We start from the raw sequence: 25,228 nt of genomic DNA, 5'->3' as shown, positions 1-25,228 counted from the left end.
TCAATCCTTTTTCTTGCTTGCTAGAGCGCTTGCCTACACGTTGGAATCGCGCTCTGGATAAATTGGTTTTGTTGAGGTCTATTGACCCTAAAAGTAGTTAAAGTCTTTACACACTTTGGCGATGGCTTCTTCGAAGATCGCCAACGCTTCTGTCAGTTGTTTGCGAGTGATGATTAGCGGTGGGCTGAGTTGAATCACGTTACCTTGCGATACCTTGAAGCTCATACCGTTATTTAGGCATTGGTACAGCACAGCTTCCGCTTCGTCATACGCGCGTGTTTTGCTTTCGTGGTCAGTGACCAGTTCAATGCCCCATAACATGCCGATGCCGCGCACATCGCCAATCACTGGGTATTTGGCTTTCATCTCTAGCAGCTTTTCACGCATGAACTGGCTGTCGGCTTTGGCTTTATCTAGCAAGCCGTCTTGCTCAATAGCTTCCATGGTTGCCAGTGCCGCAGCACAACCGACAGGGCTTTTCTCATGAGTGTAATGACCCATTGAGATTTGCTCGGCGGTGTTGTATTTGTCTTTGGTTACCATGGCTGCGATAGGCACTAAGCCACCACCCAAACCTTTACCGATGCAGAGCATATCTGGCTCGATGTCGTAGGCTTGGTAGGTAAACCATTCACCGCTGCGACCCATGCCGTTAGGGATGTCGTCGATGATCAGCATGACATTGTGCTTGTCACAGATTTCACGAATGCGGTTCCAGTAGGCTTTGCTCGGCACTTGTACGTCGGTATTGCGAACCGCTTCTGCGATAAACGCGCCCACTCCACCTTCTTTCTCAATCACGTATTCAAGGTAATCGGCGTAATGCACATCACTGCCGTCCGCGACAGGAAAAGCGCCACGGTAAGACACCGCTGGTGGAATGCGCTCAACACCTGCCATTAATGGTCCCATGCCTTGACGGAAACACGCTTCACCACCCACTGAGATGGCATCTAGCGATGCGCCGTGGAAGGAATCCCACAGCGACACCACCTTGTAGTTACCCGTGATATGGCGCGCTAGTTTAAGTGCCATGCCTACCGCTGATGTGCCGCCCGGAGCAAAAAGCACGCGATTCAATTCGCCGCCACAGATTTGCGTGAGTTTTTCGGCACATTCAATCGCGGTCTCGTTGGTAAAACGACGTGGTGAAAACGGCAGTTTGGCAATTTGCTCTTGCACACGGTTAATCACATGCGGATGACCGTAGCCCAGCTGATGGACGTTATTGCCATGGAAGTCCATGTACTTTTTGCCCGTGGCATCTTGGATGTAGATGCCTTCTGCTGCTTCTAAGGTATCTAAGCAAGGCGTCGACATAGCTTGATGAAGAAAGACCTCCGAATCGCGCTTCAATAATGCTTGCGTGCGTTCGTCGTCCATCGACGCATTCCAAGCTTGGCGCGCCGGTGTCGTGTTGACATCACCTTCGCTGCGGAAATGGGTCGGTTTGATGTTCTGAGTCATAACGCTCTCTTAATCAGAAGGCTGCTTTACGCAACTTGCCAATACATTGCTTTTTCAATCGCACCGATTAAGCGCTCGATATCTGCTGGGTAAACTTCACCAATGTTGCCGATACGGAAGCAATCTGCGTTCGATACCTTACCCGGATAAATCACAAAACCTTGCTCTTTCAAACGTGTGTAGAACGCTTTGAACTGGTAATCACTGTGCGTTGGAGAGTAGAAAGAAGTGATGATTGGCGAGTGAAGATCATCACTTAGTAGTGGCTCGAAACCTAGAGAACGCATACCTGCAACCAGTGTTTTCTGGTTAGTTTGGTAACGGTTATGACGCGCTTCAATGCCGCCTTCTTGTTCGAGTTCTAACAATGCTTGGTAGAAAGCGCGAACCGTGTGCGTAGGGGACGTGAAACGCCATTTGCCGTGGTTCACTTCCATGCAGTGCCACTGGTCGTAAAGATCAAGGCTCAAAGAACGTGCCTGACCTTGGCACTTTTCGAGCTCAGTTTGTTTCGCAATCACAAAGCCAAAGCCCGGCACGCCTTGGATACATTTGTTTGCAGAGCTGATCATAAAATCGATGCCTAGCTCTGCGATATCGATAGGAATGCCACCAAAGCTCGACATGGCATCGAGAATCACCACTTTACCGTGTGCTTTTGCCGCAGAAGCAAATGCCTCAATTGGGTTAAGCATGCCAGTGGTTGTCTCACAGTGAACAATTGCCACGTGTGTGATTGTAGGATCCGATGCCAATGCAGTTTCCACCTCGTTCAAGTGTGGCTGTGATGTTTCGCCTGGGGAAACTACATGGCATGGAATATTTAGATAATCAGCGATCTGAGCGATACGCGCACCGTAAGCACCGTTGTCGACAACCAACAATTTTCCATCTTTGCCAATGGCACTGCCAATCGTCGCTTCTACTGATGCGGTGCCGCTACCTTGCATTAGTACGCTGGTGTAGCCGTCTTGCTCCGTCGCCAGTTTTACAAGCTTAGTGCGGATCACTTCTACAATGTCTTTGTTGTATTCATCATCCCAAGTACACCAGTCTTTTAGCATGGCTTCACGTACTGTTTCAGAAGTAGATAGAGGACCTGGAGTCAGTAGTAGGTATTCGTTTTTCATCTCGATTTCCATCAGAATAGGCTAATTGGTCTACACCAAATTTCGAGTTAACTCTAGCGAGGAAGAAAAGGGCAGTAAATAGGCGAATGTCCAATTTCATAAAACTTTAATATCCAGAAAATTGCGGATCAATTGAACGATTATTCATCGCAAATTTTCGTAAAACTGCCATTTAATGGTCATGATTTCGTCACAAAGGCTCAGTAGGGTGTATATCGTCAACTGGTACAGACCAAATGAAAACTTGGCCAAATTAACTGGAGAAAATGATGAAAAACCGTTTGATGAAAGGATCGCTGGCTGCACTTGTCTCTCTGCTAGCTACGAATGCAATGGCAGCACAGGAAGTCACGGTTTACACCGCTTTCGAAACTGACATTCTTGCTAAATACAAGTCTGCGTTTGAGAAAGACAACCCAGATATCAAGATTAAGTGGGTTCGTGATTCAACCGGTATCATGACGGCGAAATTGCTGGCAGAAAAGAATAACCCTCAAGCAGAAGTGGTTTGGGGTCTGGCTGGCTCGTCAATGGCACTGCTTAAAGATGAAGGTCTTCTTAAGCCTTACACACCAAAAGGTTTGGAAGAGCTGCACGCGAACCTAAACGACCCTCAATCAAACCAAGCTTGGTTCGGTAACGATGCGTTCTTTAACGCAGTTTGTTTTAACGAAGCGGTAGCGAAACAACTTAATCTGCCTAAACCAACGTCTTGGGAAGACCTAACAAAGCCGGTTTACAAAGGTCACATAGCAATGCCTAACCCAGCTTCTTCAGGCACTGGCTACATGCAAGTTTCTGCTTGGCTACAAAACATGGGTGAAGATCAGGCATGGAACTACATGCGTGACTTAGACAAGAACATTGCACACTACACGCACTCGGGCTCTAAACCATGTGTTCAAGCGGGCATGGGTGAAGTGGCTATCGGTATTTCGATGGCAAGCCGCGGCGCGAAGCTGAAAACACAAGGCGCGCCACTAGCGGTGATCACACCAAAAGGCATCGGTTGGGAATCAGAAGCCGTTGGTCTAGTAAAAGAGTCGGATGCAGCGAAACGTGTTGTCGACTGGTCAATCTCTAAAGCGGCAAACGAGCTTTACGTAGAAATGTACCCAGTGGTTGCACATAAAGAAGTGAAAGCTACTGTGTCTAACTTCCCTAATGTTCAAGAGAACATGGCGAAGATGGACTTTGCGCAAATGGGCAGCAAGCGTGCAGAGATTCTAGCGGCTTGGTCTGAGAAGTTTGACGCGAAATCAGAGCCAAAATCTTAATTGAATTTGCTTTGAGTTGAATACTGAAATCCACCTCGGTTGAGGTGGATTTTTTGTTTTCTCTGTTATGTCAGAGTTTGCTGCAAGTAGATTCCTAGTCTCACCTAGGTTCGCTGGAATGACGGACTTAAAAAGTTGGGAGCTTCTATCCGTATTCACAACGTCATTCCCGAGAGCGACGGAGGAGTGAGTCGGGAATCTCTAATTACCACTTAAACAAACCTCATCGCCCTTCATCTATTTGTCATCTTCTGGCTATAAATTTGTCATTGGAACGTAACACTCCAAAACTAAAGTTGGTATATACCATTTGGAGCGTGTGTTATGTCAACTAACCAACATTACCTAAATATTGAAAATGTAGTGAAGCAATTCGGACAGTTCACTGCATTAAAGAAAATCTCGCTAGCGATTGAAAAGGGCGAGTTCGTTTGTTTTCTTGGCCCTTCTGGCTGCGGTAAAACCACTCTATTACGTGCTATTGCAGGTTTAGACTTGCCAACGTCTGGTGCGATTTTTCAAAACGGTCAAGAGACCACATTCCTGCCACCAGAGAAGCGCGATTTCGGCATCGTATTCCAATCTTACGCGCTGTTTCCGAACCTTACCGTGCAAGAGAACATTGCGGTGGGTTTGAAGAACCAAGGCATGTCGACCAAAGAAGCGTTAGAGAAGGTGGATTACTGGCTAGAAACCATTGGTCTTCCAACCTCTGGCGAGAAATTCCCTAACCAACTTTCTGGTGGTCAACAACAACGTGTTGCTTTGGCTCGTGCATTAGCTTTGTCTCCGGGTCTACTGCTGCTTGATGAGCCATTATCGGCGCTGGATGCAAAAGTGCGTGTTCACTTACGTGACGAGATTTGTAAGCTACAACGTAAGCTTGGCATCACCACCATCATGGTTACGCACGATCAGGATGAAGCGTTGTCGATGGCGGATCGTATCGTGGTAATGAACCATGGTGTGATTGAGCAAGTCGGCACACCTCAAGAGATCTACCAGCAGCCAGCAACGCGCTTTGTTGCAGAGTTTGTCGGCAGCATGAACTTTATTGAAACCTCAGTCGCAACCGACTCCCAAGTACGAATTGCAGAAACCTTGATGCCAGCGCCAAGCTTGACCAATCGTAAGATTCAACGTGGTGACCGCTTTGACCTTGCGGTGCGTCCTGAAAGCATCAAGTTCGTTGAAAACTACAACAACTCTTTACCTGTGCGAGTTACGGCTACCGAGTTTTTGGGGGCGTTTTTCCGCATTGATTGCGTATTGCAAAACGACAGCTCAACGAAAACCATCGTAGTGGATGTGCCTGTGGAAACGGTTCAAAAACTCAATATCAAGGCGGGCGATGTACGTTACATCCAGTTTGCTGAAGAAGGGCTGCATGGTTACGCCGTGCCCTCGGTTGATAAAGCGCTAGCAGCGTAGGTGTAAACATGGATGCGAAGACAATGACGATGAATAGCCTGACCACACAAGACAAAGCAAAATCCCTACTCGGACGTGTCAGCCGCGATAACCTAGTGTTGTTTGGTTTGCTCGCTGGTTTGTCGACCATGATGGTGCTGTTCATTTTAATGCCGCTTTGGGCAATGTTGACCAAGAGTGTGCAAAATGCCAATGGCGAATTTGTCGGATTGGCAAACTTTGCGACGTACTTTTCCTCTTCAAGCTTGTGGGTGTCGGTGGGAAACACCTTCACTTTGGGCGTGATTGTGACCTCAGTAGTGGGTGTGCTTGCGTTTGGCTATGCCTACGCGCTGACGCGTTCATGCATGCCGTTTAAAGGTTTGTTCCAAATCCTAGGTACTGCGCCGATTCTCGCGCCTTCGTTGTTGCCGGCGATCAGTTTGATCTTCCTTTTCGGTAATCAAGGCATTGCTAAAGAGATGCTGTTAGGAAACTCGATTTACGGCGTGATTGGTATCTCGATGGGTTTGATTTTCTGGACCTTCCCTCATGCATTGATGATTTTGACCACTTCGCTGCGCACTTCAGATGCCCGCTTGTATGAAGCAGCCCGCGCACTCAAAACCTCACCCATCAAAACCTTCTTTATGGTGACGTTACCTGCGGCGAAATACGGTTTGATCAGTACGCTTATTGTCGTCTTTACGCTGGTTATCACGGACTTTGGTGTGCCGAAAGTGATTGGTGGCAGCTACAACGTTCTGGCGACTGACATCTTCAAGCAAGTCGTGGGACAGCAAAACTTTGCCATGGGGGCGGTGACCAGCATTATGCTGCTATTCCCTGCGGTAATGGCGTTCGGTGCAGACCGCTGGGTTCAGAAAAAACAAAAGAGCTTATTCGACGCACGTTCAGTGCCTTATCAGCCAGAGCCTAACAAAGCGCGCGACAGCATTTGTTTGGTTTACTGCAGCATCATTTCTATCGCAGTGCTGGCAGTGCTTGGTATGGCGGTGTATGGCTCGTTAGTGACGTTCTGGCCTTGGAACAAAGCACTGACGCTAAACAACTACAACTTTGCTGAAATGAGCACTTACGGTTGGAGTCCATTCTTCAACTCGTTAACGCTGGCAGGTTGGACGGCAGTTATTGGTACAGCCATCATCTTTGTCGGTGCTTACTGCATTGAGAAAGGGCGTGCGTTCGGTCCAATTCGCCAGGTGATGCAAATGCTTAGCGTGGTGCCAATGGCGGTTCCGGGTATGGTGCTTGGCTTGGGTTACATCTTTTACTTCAATGATGCGAACAATCCTCTGAATGTGCTTTATGGCACCATGGCATTCTTGGTGATTAACACGGTAGTGCATTACTACACCGTGGGGCACATGACTGCACTGACAGCGCTAAAGCAGTTGCCATCGGAGATTGAAGCCACAGCAGCATCGGTGAAGCTTCCTCAATACAAGTTGTTCTTTAAAGTGACATTACCTGTGTGTTTACCTGCGATTTCGGACATTGCGACTTACTTGTTTGTTAATGCATTGACCACCACTTCTGCGGTAGTATTCCTTTACTCAACCGATACGATTCCGGCTTCGGTCTCGATTCTGAATATGGACGATGCCGGTCAAACCGGCGCTGCAGCGGCAATGGCTGTCATGATCATGATTGCTGCTGCAATTGCGAAGATTGTTCAGATGACTTTGGGTAAATTGTTAGAGAATCGCACACAAGCTTGGCGCAAAAGATAAGGACACTTCGTGCAATACGTAAAAATTAAAGATTCGATTGTTGAACAGATTGAAGCGGGCATGCTATCGCCGCGTCAAAAACTGCCAGCAGAGCGTAAGTTGGCGGAATCGTTCGATACTACACGCGTCACTTTGCGTGAAGCTTTATCACTGCTCGAAGCAGAAGGTCGAATCTATCGCGAAGACCGCCGAGGTTGGTTTATCTCACCTGAGCCATTGCGTTACGACCCAACCCAAACGTTGAACTTCCCAAACATGGCAAAAGCGCAAAATCGCGTGCCAAAAACAGAAGTGATAGCCGCAAAAGGCTCCTTGGCTAATAAATTGGCCGCTCGTTTGTTGGACTTGCAACCTTTCTCGGACGTGTATCGAGTCGACCGTGTGCGATACCTTGAAGATAGACCTGTGGTGTTCGTAACAAACTACATTCGCCCAGAGCTGTTTCCGAACCTGCTGGATTATGATTTATCAAACTCGTTAACCGACATTTATCGTGAACACTACGGTGTGACGTATCAAAAAATTCGTTACCGAATTTCGACTAGTACTTTGTTGGGTGAGGTGGCACAGGCATTGCGCGCGACGTCTGGTACGCCTGCAATGGTGGTTGAACGTATCAACTACAACCAACATGGCGAGTTGATTGACTGTGACATCGAATACTGGCGACACGATGCCATCAGCATTGAATCTCTGGCGGAACTCAATCGTTAAGTGGATTTTCTCATTATGTAAGGCTCCATCTAGGGGCCTTTATTTTATTCAGACAGGAACGTTGAAATGGATTTGTTGGCGATTGGTCTCGTCGTTTTTTCTGCTGTTCTCCATGCGGGCTGGAATATCCTTGGTAAAAGCAACTCTGGTTCTGGACTTGCGTTTACGATGGCGGCAAGTTTATCTGCTTGCCTTCTGCTCACGCCTTATCTTATTTGGTATCTCTTTAACATTGGCTGGGCGACGTTGCCCAACGTGTTTTGGGGAATGCTGTTTATCAGTGGTTTATCTCAAATCGTCTATTTGATTGGTTTGATCGTGGCCTACAAGCACGCTGATGTGGGAGTGATTTATCCGATTGCGAGAGCACTCCCTGTAATGATGGTGGGCGCACTCACCGTCGCCTTAGGTTATGAGTTGAATGCTCAGCAGTGGTTGGGTTTCCTGCTTATTACTTTAGGTTGTGTCCTAGTTCCAGTGACCAGTTTTCGTCAAATTACTCTTGGGGAGTACCTGAATGTTGGTGTGTTTTGGGCCTTGATTGCGGCGTTTGGCACGACGGGTTACTCCGTTGTGGACAAGCAAGCACTGAATCTGCTAACTCAACAAACATCGACCATTCTTAACGACCACTATAGCGCGATTTTTTATCTAGGCGTGCAGTTTTGGGTTATGGGAGTACCGGTTTTATTGTGGTGTATTGTTTCGGGGAGTCAGCAAGAACTACAAACCGCTTGGATGATTCGCAAAAGTGCGAGCATGGCTGGCATCATGATGGCATCCACCTACGGCTTGGTGCTGTTTGCGATGACTATGACTGATAACGTCAGCCTTGTTGTGGCTTTGCGACAAATCAGCATTGTATTTGGTTTATTAATGGGCGTGTGGTTGTTGGCTGAAAAATGGTATTTCACGCGAGGCGTCGGGGTGCTGTTGATCCTGAGCGGAATCATTATGTCATTGAGCTCTGCTTGAGGTATAAGGCACCGATGTCGATTCGGTGCCTTGGCACAGCTAAATTTTTAAAATCGCAATTGTGCACCAAACATCACACCGCCAGAATCAAAATCGCTATTCTTGGCGTAGTTGTACTCTAAGTTCAAACCAAAGTGTTTATAGGCCCAAGCGACACCAGCGGCGGCCTCGCCTCCAAGGCTGGACTCATCATATTCTTTGCTCTGACCATTATTTTTAAATGTATAACTTAACGTGTAGTAAGTGACACCGCCTTTCCCGTAAAGCTCAAAGCCAGCTCCCAGAGGGTAACTTGCGTAACCGCTGAGTCGAGGTCCGCCATAACTGACATCGGTGATTTCTGTTAAGGGACTGATAAGTACGGAGCCAATGCCGTTAAATGCGCCCTTATAGCCGGCTTCCATACCAAAGTTGTGATCGAACATGTAACGGTAATATACATCACCAAGGAACATGTCACCTTCATCATGGCTATTGTTCACATCGTAACTAACATTACCGTAGCCTAAATTTGCTCCAACAACATGTTGGGTTGGTTGTGCATGAGCCGTTAAGGAAAGTGCGGACAGTAAGCATGCAACGGCGTACTTGTAAGACATAAAAACTCCGAATCATAAAATGAAAAAACAAAACGTCATGTGCTGCGTTGGGTTAACGTAGCCTTGTTATGAACTCCGCTTTGGTATTGTCTAACCATTCGTAACGACGTCGATACATCGAACGCTTAGAACGCGACATGCCTTCGATATCACGACGCGGGGCATTCACATCGAGTGAGTAGAAATGACGGTTGTATTCGGTGCCGCCCAACTCTTGCCAGAGTGCATCGTAATCCGTTTTGATTCGTCCTTTACTGTAGCGTCGTGCAGCATAAGTATGGGATTGTGTTTTTACCGCTAGAATCGTATTCACTTCCCAAATTTGCGCGAGTAAAGTGAGCAAACTCACCATCAAGCTTTTTGGTCTTTGCCCGTAAAGCTTACGAGTTAACTTTTTAATTTTCGCGTTGTTCTCTTCACTGCTGCGTGGCCCTTGCAAGCCGCCAATCATAATGCTACGTCCAGATTCTATGTGGCCGAGAGTAAATGAGAGCGTATAGAAGTTGCCATCCTCCGCGCTGTGTAGCACTAGGCTCATGTCGCCTTCTTTTTGGTAACGCGCTTCGTACACCAATCGCACAGAGTACAATGTCTCGTCGATTTCAAATGATGTTAATGTTAAGCCAGTTGAATCGGTATAGATCTCTTCAATGGTCTGTTTAGAAAACAGCTCTGAAATGGTTTTGTAGTGATCAACCACTAGGTTTGAACGATCGAACGCTGAGTTATTTTTGATGATGTAGGGACGAAACGGTTTTTCTAAAAATCGGTGCGTACGTGCACAAAGCATCTCTAGCAATGACGATTCAATATTATCTGACAGGTGCTTAAACGCTCGTTTGTAGTAAAGTGCGCGCAACATGAACTTAGCTCTGTAGGTCCAAATTGGCTTATAGACATCAGCATAATCATCTGAGTAAATTGATTTGCTATGGTAAAAAATGGATTTGTTCGCGGTCATTTTCACTCCAGATTAACGTGTGCTCAACAGCCACAATTAAGAACCGACGGACGAGCAGCGAAGAACCCGAAAAAGGGGGAAATGCAAAGCACTACTAAAAGGGGAGGTTTTGCTGTGCCCGACGTTTATATAAGGTTTTGAACACTGTTCTTTTGTTGGGATTCTAAGAGAAAATTGACCTTAGGTATTGTATGGGTTGGTAAGGAAATGTCAGTTTGGAAGCCACTTTGAACGTTGTGATTACGAGGTGGAAAAATGCTCGTGTTGGCAGAGTATGATGCCGTGTTGCTAAGTTAAAGTGAAATGAGTTGAACAAGAATTGAACGTTATTTGAAATTATTTTGACGTGTTTCTGGTCTTTATACGTACCTTATAAATATCGAGCCAATTTAGGTCCGATATAAAGGTAAGTAAGGAGAGGTTTATGAAACGCTTAATGACTTTAGCAAGTATGATTGCTCTGACTGCTGCACCTTCTGTTGTTTTTGCTGGTGGCTATCAGTGGACAAACGATACCGAAACGATCCATGGTGATGTTATGGATAGCAAACAAGCGGCTTATGAAATGGGTCGTGACATGATTCAGAACTATCAAAGCAAATCACCAGGCCAGCTTCGTGACGAGTTTACAAGCCTTACAGAGTATGTTGATCGCCAGTCGTTTTCTATCACTGACTCAAAAGTCATGGTGAATGAGTTCTTGCAAAGTGACGGGCAAGTTGTATACCAGCCTATTCTCAATGTTCAATACGAGTACCGCATGCGTGAAACCGGTAAATACTAACCAGTAAGACGGTCTCGATTTTCCGATAATTTATATCCTTGCTGTTTGTTTTGGGGAGCGCTGCTCCCCATTTTTGTATTCATTGATAGCGGAAACTTCCACTCTCTCAGCGCAACATTTGCTATCGCTCAGCGTTAGATATTCTTGCTCGTTGATTGTGCTCATCGTTTGTAAAGTGTTTACAGAAACGATTCAACGCACTAACAAGGATATCCGATGACACATAGTTCATACTGGTTCAAACAGGCCATTGAAGCTGAACAGCCAGAAACGCCGCAACCATTACATCAAAATATTGATACCGATGTTGCTATTGTCGGTGGTGGCTACACCGGACTTTGGACAGCGATTATGATTAAGCAGCAATCTCCTGAAAAACAGGTGGTTGTTATCGAAAAGGGGTTGTGTGGCAGTGGGGCATCTGGCGCGAATGGCGGCTGTATGCTGACATGGTCGACAAAGTTTCCGACGTTGAAACGGTTATTCGGTGAAGAACATGCTGTTTGGTTGGTAAAAGAGTCGGAACAAGCGGTGTTGGAGATTGACGACTTTTGTCAGCAATACAATATCGATGCGCAATTATCTTTAAAAGGGGTTTATTACACCGCAACCAATCAGGCTCAGAAAGGTGGAATGCAGCCAGTTGTCGACGAGTTACAACGGCTAGATGTGAACAGTTGGCGTCGTTGCTCGGTGAAGGAACTGCGTGCCAATGCGGGTTCACCTCGCCATGTTGAAGGCTATCACTCTCCGGTTGCTGCTAACGTACAACCCGCCTTACTCGCGCGAGGGTTAAGCCGTGTTGCTATTGATCTGGGTGTAGAAGTTTATGAGAACACGCCAATGACGCGTCTAGATTATGGAAAACCTGCCACCGTCTGTACACCTAAAGGAAACATTCAAGCACAGCAGGTGGTGCTGGCATTGAACGCATGGATGGTTGAGCAATTTAAGCAGTTCAAAAACAGTATTGTTGTGGTGTCTTCGGATATGGTTATTACCAAACCGCTTGGTGATACTTTGTCTCAATCTGGTTGGCAAGCGGGTTCGAGTGTCTTGGACTCACGCATCTTCGTACATTATTACCGAGATACGCCAGATGGCCGTTTGATGCTAGGTAAAGGCGGTAATCAGTTCTCTTTCAACAACCAAGTTGATGCGATGTTTAACAAGCCGACGCGTTATCAAACGCTACTAAAAAAATCATTCGACAACCTTTTTCCTCGCTTAAAAGGGACTGAATTTGAGTACTCTTGGACTGGCGGTTCGGATCGTTCCGCAACTGGGTTTCCTTTTTTTGGCCAATTGGATGAGCAAAGTAATGTCTTTTACGGGTTTGGTTATTCAGGTAACGGCGTTGCCCAAACTCGAATGGGTGGAAAGATTTTATCGTCGTTGGTGTTAGGGCTAGATAACGAATGGACGCGAAGTGGTTTAGCACAAGGACCGCTTGGGTATTTTCCACCAGAACCAATACGTTGGCTGGGAGCAATGATGGTACGAAATGCTGTTCGCCGAAAAGAGGAAGCGGAAGACAATGAGAAACATCCGTTTGTTTGGGATAAATGGCTAGCGAAACTCGCAGGACCAGCAGGCAAAGCGGATAAGCTCGACTAAACTGAAGACTTTAGCCACAAACGAGACAGTTTGCAGTGAAAGTCATTGGGGGGCGATGTAGCCTTGTGTTAGCCTCTGTCTTTCAAGCTCAGATTTAAAAGGTGAGTAATATAATGAAAGTATTCAGCAACTTCGATAGCGGCAGCATTCACGTAGTGAAAGCGGACGACAAAAATGACATCCAACTTAAAATCCCTAATGACAATATGTCGGAATTCTACCAGTGGTTCCATTTCCGTCTAGAAACCGAAGCCGAGCAGTCGCACACGATCAAACTGCTTGATTTGGCTAAGTCGGCTTATCCAGAAGGGTGGCAAGGTTACGATGTCGCGGCGTCTTACGACCGTGAAGAATGGTTCCGTATACCAGCAGAGTTCGATGGCGACACGCTGACTTTCACTGTTATCCCTGAGCGTAGCTCAATTTACTTCGCGTACTTTGCGCCTTACACATACGATCGTCATTTAGATTTGTTACACATGGCACAAAGCGCGCACCACTGCCAACTAGAAACACTAGGCCACACATTAGACGGCAATGACATGAGCTTGCTAACGTTTGGTGAGCCAGAAGAAGGCAAAAAGAAAATCTGGATGATTGCACGCCAACATCCGGGTGAAACCATGGCTGAATGGTTCATGGAAGGCATGATCCAACGTCTACTGGACGAAAATGACACGGTTGCGCGTGCATTACTGGAAAAAGCAGTGCTTTACGTGGTACCAAACATGAACCCAGACGGTGGTATTCGCGGCCACTTGCGTACGAACGCGGTAGGCGTGAACTTGAACCGTGAATGGCAAACTCCGTCTATGGAGAAAAGTCCAGAAGTCTACCTTGTGCGTCAACGTATGCTGGAAACGGGTGTTGACATGTTTTTAGATATCCATGGTGATGAAGCAATTCCTTACAACTTCGTCGCTGGCTCAGAAGGTATTCCTTCTTACGATGAAAATCTTGCCGCTTTAGAGGCATCATTTAAGCAAGCGTTACTGACTATTACACCTGAGTTCCAAGATGAGATTGGTTATGATAAAGATGAGCCGGGTAAAGCGAATTTGACGGTAGGCTCAAACTGGGTCGCGGAGCAGTTCAAATGCCTGTCGTACACGATCGAGATGCCATTTAAAGACAACAACAATCACCCAGATCCGCTTTATGGTTGGTCACCAGAACGCAGTGTATTATTTGGGCAAGATGTCTTAGCTGCAACGCTTACCGTGGCGGATAAAATCTAGTTCGATAAGTTCACGTCTGTTCATTATTTCGAAAACAGCTCATTTTAAATGAGCTGTTTTTTTATGCCTTCGATATCCATTCTCTCCTGTAAAAATTTGTTGCCATTCACAGGCTTAAATGTCGATTCTTAAATTTGAGAAAATGGGTTTTTATGGTGATTTGCGTCACAGAAAACTGGATATTTTGTGATATTCTCCGCAACGAATTGACTATGGCTAAACCAACGCAACGAGACTTTATTTTTCGGTTGGGTATGCGGATGAAGCTCATGAATAGATGGTCTTGAGGTTATCTTTCTCCGTTTTACGTCATTGGCGTTTGAATATCATTTTTTGATTCTTTCCTACGCTATTTAGCTATTTCTGTTCGAAGAAAAGAGAAAGTTACGGCTTCATATTTTACGGCAGTATGCTGCCTCGATGTGTTGCTTTGTGTACAAGAAAAAGGAAAAGAATAATGAAAAAAATCGCTATAGCAGTGGCTACTGTACTTGCTGGTGGTGTGATCTCAAACGTTGCACTTGCTGACACTTACATGGGCGGTAAAGTAGGTTACAACTCTCTAAATGATGCGTGTTACCTAAACGAACCTTGTGACGACGACAGTTTTGCAGCATCTATGCACCTGGGCTACAGCTTCAACGAGTACGTTGCAGCAGAGTACGGTGTTGATTACCTTGGTGACTTCACTGCAAACTTCAAAAAGCCGGGCCTAAACACCGTTGACGGTGATCTTTGGGCGTTGACTCTTGCTCCTAAATTCAACCTACCGCTAACGGATTCTTGGAATCTATTCGCGAAAGTTGGTGCTGCATACATGATGGCGGGTGACGAAAAAGATTTCGTACCAACAGGCTCTCTAGGTGCTGAGTACAAAATCAACTACAACTGGAGCCTACGTGCTGAATACCAACGTTACCAAGATATGTCTGATGACGTGATTGAAGATATGGATTCAGATTTCTTCGGTATTGGTTTTAACTACAAGTTCGGCTCTGAGCCAGTAGTTCAAGAAGAAGTGGTTGAGGAAGTAGTAGAAACACGCCCTGCAACACGTATTGTTGAGCATGTTTACCCTGCTCAAACAACAGCGACAGTACAATTCGACCTAGAAAGTGCAGAAGTGAAAGATGCATCGACCCTTTCTGGTACCGTTGATCTGATGAACACTTACCCACAAGCTCAAGTTGAGATCACGGGTTACAGTGATACGACGGGTTCTGCTGCGTACAACCAGCAACTTACAGAAAAACGCGCTAAAGCCGTTGCTGACGAGTTCCAAGCAAAAGGTATTGCGGCTGAGCGTATGACAGTGAAAGGCATGGGTGAAGCTAACCCAGTAGCAAGCAACGAAACACGTCAAGGTCGTCAAATGAACCGTCGTGTTGAAGTAGTTGTCCCTGCGTTTGAATACCAAACCACTGAGAAAGCAGAATAATTCCTGCTTAAGAGACAGTTGCAAAAGCCAGCGTGTATCACGCTGGCTTTTTTGATCCCGCTTAACAAACTCAGCACTTTCATCAATTTGTCATCACCAGTTCATACCATGGCTACTGAGTATTTGGGAGAGTGTTATGCAAAGTTTACCGCCGCTTAATTTGCTCCGAGCGTTTGAAGCCACGGCGCGATTACAGAGCTTCACTAAAGCCGCAGAGGAGCTAAATGTGACCCGTGCGGCCGTCAGTCAGCAGGTGAAATCGCTAGAACTGCAGTTAAATGCAACATTATTCGAGCGCAAGGGTACGCACCTTACGCTGACCAGCTCAGCAAAAGAATACTGGCCGGTGGTTAACCATGTGCTTCAAACCTTATCAACCTCGACCCATCATTTATTTACTCGCCCACAGAACAAGCAAATTACCTTACATGTCGCCCACAGTTTTTGCTCGCAATGGCTAATGCCAAGGCTGGCCGATTTTCAGCGTCAATTTCCAGATGTTTCCTTTAAGATCTCGACAACCGCGAATACGGTTCCAAACGCCAGTGCGATAGCAGATATAGAAATTATTAACGGAGATGGCGATTGGCAAGAACAACAAGCTATTCAGCTTACCCAAGAAAACTGGATCGTTGTAGCAAGCCCCGGCTTTATTCAGTTAAATCCGATTGATGACCTCACGAAGTTGTCTCAAACACCTAAAATTTGCACCGGGGGTTATCATGAATCTTGGCAGGTATGGTTTGCGTACCAAGGTTATCAAGGCAAGGTGAGCAAAGTGATAGCCGAATTTGAACATTCATTGCTTGCTATTGAAGCTGCAACCAATCAACTTGGTGTCTTGCTGGTGAGAGACTTTCTTGTTGAGGATGAGTTGCAACAAGGGATATTAGTACAAATCGGAGATTGGCGTATGCCCAGCTCCGGCGCACACTATATGATGGTTAGAGCATCAGAAAAGTCACACGTAAACACCTTTGCCCAATGGTTAATACAAAGCCTTTGATGTTTTACGGTCTATTTTTACAGCGGTACTTATTCTTGCGATTTACCTAACAAAATGCGCGGTTTCTTATAGGGTCAGTCAACCTTCTCTAAAAGCTTTGAGTGTATGATGATCTAACTTTACGTTATCTGATGCGCGCTTAATCCACACAGGATACTGTTATGGAAACAATGCAAGGCGGTAGAGAAAATGCCATCTATCGAAAAGGGAATTTGATATCTCGTCCTGCCAGTTATTGGACGATGACTATCCATCAGCTACTTACCTATCTTCATTCACGAGGCTTTACGGCATGCCCTAAAGCGGTTGGTATTGAAAAAGGAAAAGAGTGGGTTAGCTATGTCGAAGGAGAGACTTACAACTATCCATTGATTGGCAACATTGCTTCTGTTTCCGCGCTCCAATCTGCGGCAAAAATGTTACGCGATATGCACGATGCATCTGAGGGTTTCCTTAAGCAATATCAAAATGAAACGCTGCACTGGATGCTGCCACCACGAACACCACAAGAGGTTATTTGTCATGGTGATTTCATGCCATATAACGTGGCACTCCGTGGAGAGTTTGTCGTTGGTGTGTTTGATTTTGATACTGCGCATCCGGCGCCAAGAGTTTGGGACGTCGCTTTTTCGGTCTATGGTTGGGCACCATTTAAAACCGATGAGCACGATAAAATGGGCTGTTTGGAGCAACAAATTCAGCGCGCAAAACTTTTCTGTGACGCTTATGGCTGTTCGAGATTGGAACGGGAAGAGCTGGTGGAGGTGATGACACATCGACTCTCCGCGTTAGTTAATTATATGAGAGGGGTCGCCGCTCAAGGTGATGATAGGTTTCAAGCGAACCTAGAAGATTACCATCATACCGCTTACCTCAACGATATCGAGTACCTAAGAAAACATAGACAAGTCATCACCCTAGGACTTTTAGGTTAGGGCTGGGTGATATCTTTAATGACATTGAATAACCACTGGTTTATCGGGGCTTGCTGTTGTGAGCGACGACAGCTCATCACGTAGCGAACATCAAGCTCTAACCCGCCAGGAAGCGCGATACTTCGGCAGCCCTTAGGCACATGTCCACTCATGGTTATACCAAAATGATCCGTTTGTAGGAGCACTTTTTGAATCATCGCAGGGTGTTCAATTTCTACCTTAGGTGTGGTTCTGAACCCCATATGGTTGAGCCTTTCCAACAACGGGTATCGGTAGTCGTTCCATCCCGGCGTTTTGAAAAGTAAAAAGGGGTAGTTTTCTAGTTCTTGGAAATGTTGAGCGGGATGCTCATCTCGAACAAAAAATACGGCTTTTCCTCGACCTAGTTCGTTTTGAATAATTGACTGCGGAAGATCCTCATCAAAATAATGAATCGCAATAGCGTTTTCACCCTCAGTTAATCGCTTTTTCGCGTCGCTCCCCCAACGTAAACAAGAGAACTTTGCTTTTGGGGCGTGTTTTAGTAATTCTAAGTAAAACTTGTCACCAAAGTAATCCCAAAACAATGTGTTCGCATAAATAGTGATCGAGCCGTCAAAATGAGCGGGTGAAAAACTCTGTGGTTTGATGGAATCAATACTGGTGAGGATTTGTTCAAAATGTGGCATGTTCGCTTCGACAAAAGCGGTCGGTTCAAAGCCATTTTTAGTCTGAATGAACAAAGGATCATCGAGCTGCGCTTTCATTTTTGTCAGGTTTTTGCTGATTGATCCGGATGTCTTTCCGAGTGAATCTGCCACCAATCGGACGCTACGTAACTCATACATCCGTTTTAGTACCAATACGTTTTGAATGTCCAGATTAATGCTCATACATCGTCTCATTTATCTTCTGCCGAGAAATCATATTTCTGAATTTCTGAATAAAAGACAACGTTCGGTCAATTTAAGCATGCTGTCGTATCTTATGGTTTATTGAAGGCGACGGTGGACAGCAAATAGGCTTGGTCATATCAATTTAGTGGTTTGGGTTTCCATTTGGTAAATGATGACTTTCCTCGTATGAACATGTTTCTGTTGTTACAGTTTTTTCATCGAAAGAAAGTAAGAACAAAAACAGAGGTGACGTATGAAAAAATTAATCGCACTTGGTTTGATGGTTTGCTCAACAAACATAGCATTAGCTGGCGATGGGTCATACACGGGCACGATTGATATGACGATGGCTACGAAAAATCAGGTCGACGTCGAGCGCGCAGATTCTCAACTGACGCTGAAAGGTCGAAATGAAACGGCTTATGGCGGGGTAATCATCCAAACGGATGCTGCTACACAAAAAATTGAACTTCGTGGTCGACGTGATTAATCGAACATGTTGTTGTTAAGAAAATGCCGCGAATATCGCGGCATTTTTTATATTTTGAGATAGGTAAATCATCAAACTCAGCTTTGAACTTCAACCCCAGCTTCGATCTCGACTGGTTGCGCTTGAGTATCGCTTTCTTTCGCCGCATCAAGCATCTTGCGAATAATGAGTGACGCTGCCATTGCGATAGCGACCATCACGACAGCAAGGACAGTGAGTAATTGGAAATAATCACCATATACGTTTTGTACAATGTCTTGTGTGATGGTCTGTCCTTTCTCTAACGCGATAGAGGTTGAAAATGCAGCACCAATAATACCGCTCAATGCGATTGCCACAGAAAATAGGCTAACAGAGAAGTTTTCGATGTGCTTCGGCGCGACGGAAAGAATAAACGCTACGACCATCGAACCCACGATGACTTCTGCAATCGCCTGGAAGAAGTGAATAGCGAGAAAGATTTCTGGCATGATCACGACATCTTCACCCACGGTAGTCACGGCAAACGTCAAGATACCAAACGCTATCGCGGTCAGTACAAATGCCAAGGCGATTTTTGTCGCGGTAGAGAGGTAGATATCGCGCTTTTCCAACAACCCAAAAAAGCCAGCTACGATAGGACCACCAACCATACACCAAAGCGGGTTCATTGCCATTGCTGCTTCTGGTTCGAGCGGAATAAAACCAAATAGAGAGCCTTTTAATGTGTTGATAGCAACCATGTTCATCGAGGTCATCATTTGTCCGTAGTAAACAAAGAAACAGGTTGTCAGCAAGGTCACAATTAAGATGGTCCCCATCTTCAAAGACTCAGCTTTGCTTGCTTTAAGCATCAGAGATATGAAGTATGCGATCGCCGCCCCTCCGATGGCGTATACGATATTTTGGCCAATATCCATGTTTGAAAACATGAAAAATACCAACGCGATCATTGCCAATGAAATCAATGCAAAAAGTACCCAGTTTTTTAAACTTACGGTTTTTTGATCAATCTCAGAGGCTACGCCAACAAGATCTTTGCGGAATACCAATAGCATGATCAATGCCGCTGCTGCCATAACAGCAGAGATGGTAAAACCGCCATTAAAGCCGATCACAAGGACAATCATTGGGAACAAATATTGACCTAAAAAGGCGCCAACATTATTCACTGAATAATTGATTGGGTATCCTTTTTCAAAATCTTCTTGTGATTTGAACGTTCGTTTATAGAGGCTAGGGTAAGAGGGTGACATCAGGCCGCGGCCATAACTGGCGAGCGCAATACCACACATTGAAAGTGGAACGTTAGAAGCAGAAGCCCCCAACACGAGTAATACGTAACCGGATGCAAAAGCGAAATATGCGATAGAAAGTGAGCGATAAGCGCCTAAAAACTTATCTGCAATAAAGCCGCCCGCGATCGCGAAAAGTGGCCCGATCGCCGAAAAAGCACCAACGATCATCATCGTATCGGCTTCGTTGTAATTTAGATCCTCTAGAAAAAATCGAGTTAGACTTACTAATACACCGTAAAATGATAAGCCAAACATCATTTGGCAGAACATCATGGATTTATTGAGTTTATTCCACATAATTTTGTACTCACATTAGCGGAGAAAGGTAGGTATTGTTATTTCTATTAAATAGTAATGAAACGAAAGATTGAGTATTGAAATAATTGTCGCATAACGTGGAAATGCTGCACTATATTTTCTAATGCTTAGGTGGCTAAATGCTAATGTGTTGTTCTAGATCAATTTGAATAAAGCAGTGCTTAATTCTATTTTTGTTTAATTTTATTGTATTTGTTACTGATTGGAGCTAATGGGGTTTTATAGGATTACGGCAAATAAAAAGAGGTCTTGCGAGAAAGGAAATTGCTGACGAAGTGCATCGCCAGCAATGATATAGCGGGCTTATTTGATTATTCGCATGGCGGTGCCATATGAATGACGGCCAAGCCACCTAAGGAAGTTTCACGGTATTTTTTGTTCATATCTTTACCAGTTTGATACATGGTTTCGATAACTTTATCTAATGAAATAAGGCATTTGCTCGTGCGCTTTAATGCCATACGTGAGGCATTAATGGCTTTCATTGCGCCCATGGCATTTCTTTCAATGCAAGGCACTTGAACCAAGCCGCCGATCGGGTCACAAGTCATTCCTAATGAATGCTCCATCGCAATTTCCGCAGCAATACAAATCTGCTCGTTACTGCCGCCTCTGAGTGCCGTTAAACCAGCGGCTGCCATGGATGAAGAAACCCCGACCTCTCCCTGACAACCCACTTCGGCGCCGGAAATTGACGCGTTAGTTTTGTATAAGATGCCGATAGCGCCAGCGACTGCAAGAAAGTCTTTCAGCTGTTTAATATCAAGCTCTTTGATGAAGCGATGGTAGTACATCAATACCGCCGGAATAACCCCTGCGGCGCCATTAGTTGGAGAAGTAACGACTTGTCCTCCAGCTGCATTTTCTTCGCTAACCGCAAAGGCAAAGAGGTTAATCCAATCCATGATCTCCATTGGATCATTCTCAACTGCAGCGTTAGCTTCGAGCTTCTTCAAAAGATTTGGTGCACGACGAGTGACATTGAGACCACCTTCTAAAATCCCTTCCGTATCGAAACCACGTTGCATGCAGAGCGACATCACTTTCCAAATTTGTTCTGCTCTTTGGCTAATTTCTTCATCTGAGCGGAATGCCAGTTCGTTTTGTAGAATCATGCCTCCCAAACTAAAACCGTTAGTCTCGGCTTTTTCCAGCATCTCATCCGCTGATGTGAAAGGAAATGGTACCGCGACTTCATCTTGTTGCGTGCCGTTTTCTAGTTCGTCAGCGGTGGCGATGAACCCACCTCCGATGGAATAATAAATTTCAAACGCCACTTGGTCTCCCGCAGCGTCTAGTGCGGTAATCGTCATTCCGTTTTCATGCAGGGGAAGGTTGTCACTATGAAAGACGATGTCATGGTCGTAGCTAAACTCAATCTGGTGCGTACCAGCGAGCAGCAGCGTGTTGTTGTCTATAGTATTTTGTAGCGCACTTTTAGCGCTACTCATTTTAATGGTATCGGGTTTATTTCCCATTAAACCAAGGACAGTGGCTCGGTCTGTGTGGTGCCCTCTACCAGTGAGCGATAATGAGCCATAAAGGTCCACTTGCACCCGATGCACTTTCGCCATAGAGTCGCTAACTAGTTGAGTGAAATGGAATCCGGCAAGCATAGGACCATTAGTGTGGGAGCTAGAAGGCCCGACACCAATCTTAAATATATCGAAAATCGACAGCATAATTGACTTCCTTTAGCAGTGAACCTTTATAAAGGTCTCTAGAACAGTGTTGTTAACTAGATGTTAAAGCCTGTAGGCCGGGAGTGAAAGAAGATTTTTGTAACACTGCCAACTAAGCGCGAGATTTTGAAATGAAGTTAGACAATGTGGTCATCGTTTTAGGTAAACGCCTCGTCAATAGCAGATTGACCGTTGAGGGGGTAACAAGAGTCGAAGCCTTATCTAATGCGATTGCGTCATTGCCGACAGAGCGAACGGCGATTATTTTTTGTGGTGGATTAACGCAAGGTCAACGCATTTCTGAAGCAGATGCAATGTACAGTTATTTTAAATCTCTAAATGCGGTCGCTGTGCATCCGTTCCCTGAACATCAAGTACTTTTAGAAAATCGCTCTTTGAATACGTTTCAGAACATGCGTTACGCTTCTCGCATTTTGTGTGATAGTGGTTTGTTCCAGTTATGGTCAGCGCGCCCGGTTGAGGTCACCTTGTTGTCGAATGACTACCACCTTGAGCGAATCATAGAAATCCAAACCTTGATGGATGAGCAGGGATTATTACGAGTACTAAAATCTGAGTGCGCCTCCATGGGCGTTACTCTCAACTTACCCTTGGATATCAACAAACATATCAGCGTACCATACCCACATAAAGGGCCTGTGGCGGCGGCATTTTTATTACTGGATGAACTCACGACTTACCGAGTTTATTTAGAAGGGGTCAAGCTGGGAGCATTTTTACGAGACTTATCGGTTGTCCGAAAGAAGCCGCTTATGATCGCGAGACATGCCATTCAGCAATTACTCGCTTTACCACTCGATAAAGATAGTTTGCAACAGATTGAAGACATGAAAAAGGCCATCGAAATGACGGCCTTGGATGAATCTGTAGGAGCTGCGGAACAAGCGTTAAGGATCGTTCATCCGATATTAACTGCATTGAACCGCCGCTTGGATCCTGAGTCTATTCATTAAGTTCGCGTTTTGTGCGGACTGCGCTCAATGCGATCAAACAGTAGCAAAGGAGTTCCATGCCTTCTTCCGAAATATTTTTAACATCACGGATGTAGTTCTCGTCCATCACTTGTTGCCAAAAACTGCCCATGCCATATAAGCGAGAGAAGACCAACAATAGCATCACGGCACCAATTAACAGTTTCATGTGGGGCACCGTTAAGATGGTCGCCATTTCGTTCATGGTACCTTTACCACCTTGGTAAGCTTTGGCGCAAGCCAGTGCGGTTACAGCGAGCGCAGGGAAAACCCAAGAACCATGACGAATCATGTCTGTCCAATAGTCTGTTTCACGAATAATGAGCACCGCGAAAAAGCCGGCAATCAAAATGGCCGCATGCTTTAGCTGAGGCTGTTGTTTAGATAGGCTGAAAAATGACCATGACGCAATCGCGAGCATCACAAGCTGGAGTGTTTCTGTTATGGAAAGCTCACCAAGGCTTGAACCCAACACGACATAATCAAGGCGAAGACTGAGGTTAACGAGAATACTGATAGCGACAATCATCAATGCACTTAAACTCGATTTATAAATGATGCGCTTTGACTCTTCAGTAACAACGTTGCTTGGGGCTGACTCGGCTTCTTTTACTATTTGTGTTTTCATCTTGCTCACCTGTTCCAGAAAATGTGGAAGAAATGTGAATTAGTGTGATCTGTGTTTGGGATTTTATTGTCCAAGTGGAAAGTTATGTCAGAGGAATGTCAAGAATAGAACACTGTTCGATATAGTATCGATGTGCGGTAAAGTCAGAGTTATGTAAAAATGAAGTGAGAAAGTTTTGATAAATCAAATAAAAAAGGAGCCTAAAGGCTCCTAAGTGATAGAGGGAATCTGACGTGTCGACAAAAAAATTTAGTAGTCGCCACTCTCACTTTCTTTATGATTGTCGCGATAGTATTCCCATTGCTCGACACGGTTATCGTCAGACAGCACGCAGTAAGTCACACGTTCGCCATTTTCCGAAACGGTATCCAACTCACCACCTTGCTGAACACAGTAAACGGCTGCAGGATTTGCGACGGAGGTATACTCAGTCGAGCGAGTGGCACCTTCGTAAGTTGAACAACCAGCCAGTACCAACGTTGCAGCCATAGCCATCATTAAATTTGTCTTTTTCATTCTTTATCTCCGCATGGGGTGGGCGAGTATTGTATTGATTATAGGCAACTTTCAGAGATTATTGTCTTATCGATGTTAAAAGTAAGAGGGACGTATAAGAATTTAGATATTCTCATCTTTTACTGGTTATCACGTCACACTTCTATTTGTTGCGGATTGTTACGAAGGTTAGAACCGTTGCGTTCAAACCAATGTCTTGAACGCATTTGGACCGACAACGATGATTTAAAGCGTGAAGTTCGGTAATATGCGCGCAAAACATGACAGTGGTATTTTCGATGAGACACTTAAAATCGACCGTTCATCCGGACATTGAGCACTTGGACGACAAAATTATTTTCCAGCGCAATGCGGCACGCGCCATCGTACTAGATGGTGAAGATGTGTTGTTGCTCTATACAGAGCGTTACCATGACTACACTTTGCCTGGTGGTGGTATTGATGATGGTGAAGATGTGATTGCTGGACTAGTTCGTGAACTAGAAGAGGAAACCGGCGCGCAGAATATCCATGGTATTAAGCCTTTCGGAATCTTTGAGGAATTTCGTCCTTGGTACAAAGACGACGCTGACGTAATGCACATGGTGTCGTATTGCTATACATGTAAAATTGATCGTGAGCTAGGCGAAACGGCTTATGAAGACTATGAAGTTAAAAATGGAATGCGTCCAGTATGGATGAACATTCACGAAGCGATAGCGCACAATGAAAAGACCATGGCAGAAAGCCCGAAAAAAGGCATGAGCATCGAGCGCGAAACGTTTTTGCTTCAGTTGATTTCTAAAGAATTACTATAAATAACTTAGCTTGCCTCATAGTGACTTACCTACTCGTTGTTCTGTTAATAGGTCAGCTTTTAAATCGATAAAAAAAGTCCGGACTCCCCCCCGGAACCCGGACTTATTCCAGACGCGCAAGCGAAGCGTCATCTTGATATTTTAAATTTGTTTCGAACTATGAAAACAATAGCTGTTTTACATTTAGTGTGTAAATAATTATTAGGTCCAACTATTGGTTTTCATGTTTTTTGCAAACGCAATGTGACGCATATCTACCCAATTGGCAAGCGCAATTTGGGTACCTTTTAATAAACCACTACTCTTTCTTATCTTTGAGATACCTTACCTCAACTTTTTTGCACACGT

Annotated in this window: 23 protein-coding genes; 14 read left to right on the top strand and 9 right to left on the bottom strand. The window is 45.2% G+C overall.

Annotated elements, in window-relative coordinates; all coding sequences use genetic code 11:
* Positions 1 to 87: 87 nt before the first annotated feature.
* Positions 88 to 1,467, bottom strand: a complete 1,380-nt coding sequence (locus tag MTR11_RS16685; RefSeq protein WP_243328078.1) for an aspartate aminotransferase family protein — start codon at positions 1,465 to 1,467, stop codon at positions 88 to 90.
* 26 nt (positions 1,468 to 1,493) lie between these two features.
* Positions 1,494 to 2,597: a 2-aminoethylphosphonate--pyruvate transaminase gene (gene phnW, locus MTR11_RS16680; protein WP_033006696.1), complete on the bottom strand. Its 1,104-nt coding sequence runs from the start codon at positions 2,595 to 2,597 to the stop codon at positions 1,494 to 1,496.
* Between the two features lie 266 nt (positions 2,598 to 2,863).
* Between phnW and MTR11_RS16675 the strand changes: the two genes are divergently transcribed.
* The 5 genes from MTR11_RS16675 (at position 2,864) to MTR11_RS16655 (ending at position 8,727) form a co-directional block, all read left to right on the top strand.
* Entirely contained in the window at positions 2,864 to 3,874 is a 1,011-nt protein-coding gene (locus MTR11_RS16675; RefSeq protein ID WP_005384363.1) for a putative 2-aminoethylphosphonate ABC transporter substrate-binding protein, read from the top strand.
* A 324-nt stretch (positions 3,875 to 4,198) separates the two neighbouring features.
* The gene (locus MTR11_RS16670) at positions 4,199 to 5,305 is read left to right on the top strand and encodes a putative 2-aminoethylphosphonate ABC transporter ATP-binding protein (protein WP_005395343.1); all 1,107 of its coding nucleotides are present in this window, start codon (positions 4,199 to 4,201) and stop codon (positions 5,303 to 5,305) included.
* A gap of 8 nt (positions 5,306 to 5,313) precedes the next feature.
* Positions 5,314 to 7,038 (top strand): putative 2-aminoethylphosphonate ABC transporter permease subunit, encoded by a 1,725-nt coding sequence (locus tag MTR11_RS16665; RefSeq protein WP_243328077.1) that lies wholly within the window; start codon positions 5,314 to 5,316, stop codon positions 7,036 to 7,038.
* A gap of 9 nt (positions 7,039 to 7,047) precedes the next feature.
* Positions 7,048 to 7,752, top strand: coding sequence for a phosphonate utilization transcriptional regulator PhnR (gene phnR / locus MTR11_RS16660; protein WP_243328076.1), 705 nt, complete (start codon positions 7,048 to 7,050; stop codon positions 7,750 to 7,752).
* Between the two features lie 66 nt (positions 7,753 to 7,818).
* Complete coding sequence (locus MTR11_RS16655; RefSeq protein WP_243328075.1) at positions 7,819 to 8,727, top strand: EamA family transporter; 909 nt, start codon at positions 7,819 to 7,821, stop codon at positions 8,725 to 8,727.
* A gap of 47 nt (positions 8,728 to 8,774) precedes the next feature.
* On the opposite strand, the gene MTR11_RS16650 is transcribed toward MTR11_RS16655, so the two are convergent.
* Positions 8,775 to 9,326, bottom strand: a complete 552-nt coding sequence (locus tag MTR11_RS16650; protein ID WP_243328074.1) for an outer membrane beta-barrel protein — start codon at positions 9,324 to 9,326, stop codon at positions 8,775 to 8,777.
* A 52-nt stretch (positions 9,327 to 9,378) separates the two neighbouring features.
* Complete coding sequence (locus MTR11_RS16645) at positions 9,379 to 10,287, bottom strand: VirK/YbjX family protein (protein WP_243328073.1); 909 nt, start codon at positions 10,285 to 10,287, stop codon at positions 9,379 to 9,381.
* A gap of 424 nt (positions 10,288 to 10,711) precedes the next feature.
* Between MTR11_RS16645 and MTR11_RS16640 the strand changes: the two genes are divergently transcribed.
* The 6 genes from MTR11_RS16640 (at position 10,712) to MTR11_RS16615 (ending at position 17,305) form a co-directional block, all read left to right on the top strand.
* Positions 10,712 to 11,071, top strand: a complete 360-nt coding sequence (locus MTR11_RS16640; RefSeq protein ID WP_005395335.1) for a DUF3316 domain-containing protein — start codon at positions 10,712 to 10,714, stop codon at positions 11,069 to 11,071.
* A 216-nt stretch (positions 11,072 to 11,287) separates the two neighbouring features.
* Positions 11,288 to 12,688 (top strand): FAD-dependent oxidoreductase, encoded by a 1,401-nt coding sequence (locus tag MTR11_RS16635; RefSeq protein WP_243328072.1) that lies wholly within the window; start codon positions 11,288 to 11,290, stop codon positions 12,686 to 12,688.
* Positions 12,689 to 12,801: 113 nt separating this feature from the next.
* On the top strand, positions 12,802 to 13,926 hold the full coding sequence (locus MTR11_RS16630; RefSeq protein WP_243328071.1) for a M14-type cytosolic carboxypeptidase: 1,125 nt from the start codon (positions 12,802 to 12,804) through the stop codon (positions 13,924 to 13,926).
* A 457-nt stretch (positions 13,927 to 14,383) separates the two neighbouring features.
* Positions 14,384 to 15,364: an OmpA family protein gene (locus MTR11_RS16625; RefSeq protein WP_005395330.1), complete on the top strand. Its 981-nt coding sequence runs from the start codon at positions 14,384 to 14,386 to the stop codon at positions 15,362 to 15,364.
* Positions 15,365 to 15,500: 136 nt separating this feature from the next.
* Entirely contained in the window at positions 15,501 to 16,370 is an 870-nt protein-coding gene (locus MTR11_RS16620; protein ID WP_047008003.1) for a LysR substrate-binding domain-containing protein, read from the top strand.
* 161 nt (positions 16,371 to 16,531) lie between these two features.
* Positions 16,532 to 17,305, top strand: coding sequence for a phosphotransferase enzyme family protein (locus MTR11_RS16615; protein ID WP_047008004.1), 774 nt, complete (start codon positions 16,532 to 16,534; stop codon positions 17,303 to 17,305).
* Here the strand turns inward: MTR11_RS16615 and MTR11_RS16610 are convergent.
* Positions 17,302 to 18,177 carry a LysR family transcriptional regulator gene (locus tag MTR11_RS16610; RefSeq protein WP_047008005.1) on the bottom strand — a complete coding sequence of 292 codons (876 nt, stop codon included), beginning with the start codon at positions 18,175 to 18,177 and terminating at the stop codon, positions 17,302 to 17,304. The genes MTR11_RS16615 and MTR11_RS16610 overlap by 4 nt on opposite strands.
* 256 nt (positions 18,178 to 18,433) lie before the next feature.
* On the opposite strand from MTR11_RS16610, the gene MTR11_RS16605 reads away from it, so the two are divergent.
* Entirely contained in the window at positions 18,434 to 18,670 is a 237-nt protein-coding gene (locus MTR11_RS16605) for a hypothetical protein (RefSeq protein ID WP_005395322.1), read from the top strand.
* Between the two features lie 77 nt (positions 18,671 to 18,747).
* On the opposite strand, the gene MTR11_RS16600 is transcribed toward MTR11_RS16605, so the two are convergent.
* Together MTR11_RS16600 and MTR11_RS16595 are read right to left on the bottom strand one after the other, a co-directional pair.
* The gene (locus MTR11_RS16600; RefSeq protein ID WP_243328070.1) at positions 18,748 to 20,244 is read right to left on the bottom strand and encodes a peptide MFS transporter; all 1,497 of its coding nucleotides are present in this window, start codon (positions 20,242 to 20,244) and stop codon (positions 18,748 to 18,750) included.
* Positions 20,245 to 20,576: 332 nt separating this feature from the next.
* A complete protein-coding gene (locus tag MTR11_RS16595) occupies positions 20,577 to 21,947 on the bottom strand; it encodes an L-serine ammonia-lyase (RefSeq protein WP_005395319.1) in 1,371 nt (456 codons plus the stop codon).
* Between the two features lie 131 nt (positions 21,948 to 22,078).
* On the opposite strand from MTR11_RS16595, the gene MTR11_RS16590 reads away from it, so the two are divergent.
* Entirely contained in the window at positions 22,079 to 22,921 is an 843-nt protein-coding gene (locus tag MTR11_RS16590; protein WP_243328069.1) for a YdcF family protein, read from the top strand.
* Here the strand turns inward: MTR11_RS16590 and MTR11_RS16585 are convergent.
* Positions 22,911 to 23,567, bottom strand: a complete 657-nt coding sequence (locus MTR11_RS16585; protein ID WP_048624711.1) for a hypothetical protein — start codon at positions 23,565 to 23,567, stop codon at positions 22,911 to 22,913. The two genes, MTR11_RS16590 and MTR11_RS16585, sit on opposite strands and share 11 nt — an antisense overlap.
* Before the next feature lie 249 nt (positions 23,568 to 23,816).
* A complete protein-coding gene (locus tag MTR11_RS16580) occupies positions 23,817 to 24,083 on the bottom strand; it encodes a DUF333 domain-containing protein (RefSeq protein ID WP_005395313.1) in 267 nt (88 codons plus the stop codon).
* 278 nt (positions 24,084 to 24,361) lie between these two features.
* Between MTR11_RS16580 and MTR11_RS16575 the strand changes: the two genes are divergently transcribed.
* Positions 24,362 to 24,880, top strand: coding sequence for an NUDIX hydrolase (locus tag MTR11_RS16575; RefSeq protein WP_005395311.1), 519 nt, complete (start codon positions 24,362 to 24,364; stop codon positions 24,878 to 24,880).
* The last annotated feature ends 348 nt before the right edge of the window (positions 24,881 to 25,228 follow it).

Origin of the sequence: Vibrio sp. CCB-PB317 (assembly GCF_022808245.1) — a bacterium.
Classification (GTDB): Bacteria; Pseudomonadota; Gammaproteobacteria; order Enterobacterales; family Vibrionaceae; genus Vibrio; species Vibrio diabolicus.
The sequence above is the reverse complement of the archived record's forward strand: the minus strand, read 5'-3'. Positions and strand labels throughout refer to the sequence as shown.